Source organism: Streptococcus sp. KR (genome assembly GCF_002238115.1).
GTDB lineage: Bacteria > Bacillota > Bacilli > Lactobacillales > Streptococcaceae > Streptococcus.
Map to the genome: position 1 here is coordinate 1 of NZ_NGVM01000358.1, position 221 is coordinate 221.

Below are 221 nucleotides of genomic sequence, written 5' to 3' on the forward strand. Positions count from 1 at the left end.
TGAATATCACTGTCAAAGAAGAGTTGGATCTTTCACTGGCTAATCGAACCAACACCGATTATTCACAGGCGGACGTGGACGACATGCTGAACAAGTTGGACATGGCCGGAAAAGACGACCGGATTGTCTACTCGTTAAGTGAAGGTCAAAAGAAGAAGCTTCAGATTATCGAAATGTTAATCATGAATCCACCGGTATTACTGATGGACGAACCATTCAAA

Annotated in this window: 1 protein-coding gene; it reads left to right on the plus strand. The window is 43.0% G+C overall.

Annotation, left to right across the window (positions count from 1 at the left end):
- A partial coding sequence (locus CBI42_RS12280; RefSeq protein WP_142294186.1) for an ATP-binding cassette domain-containing protein occupies positions 1 to 221 on the plus strand: 221 nt, incomplete at both ends.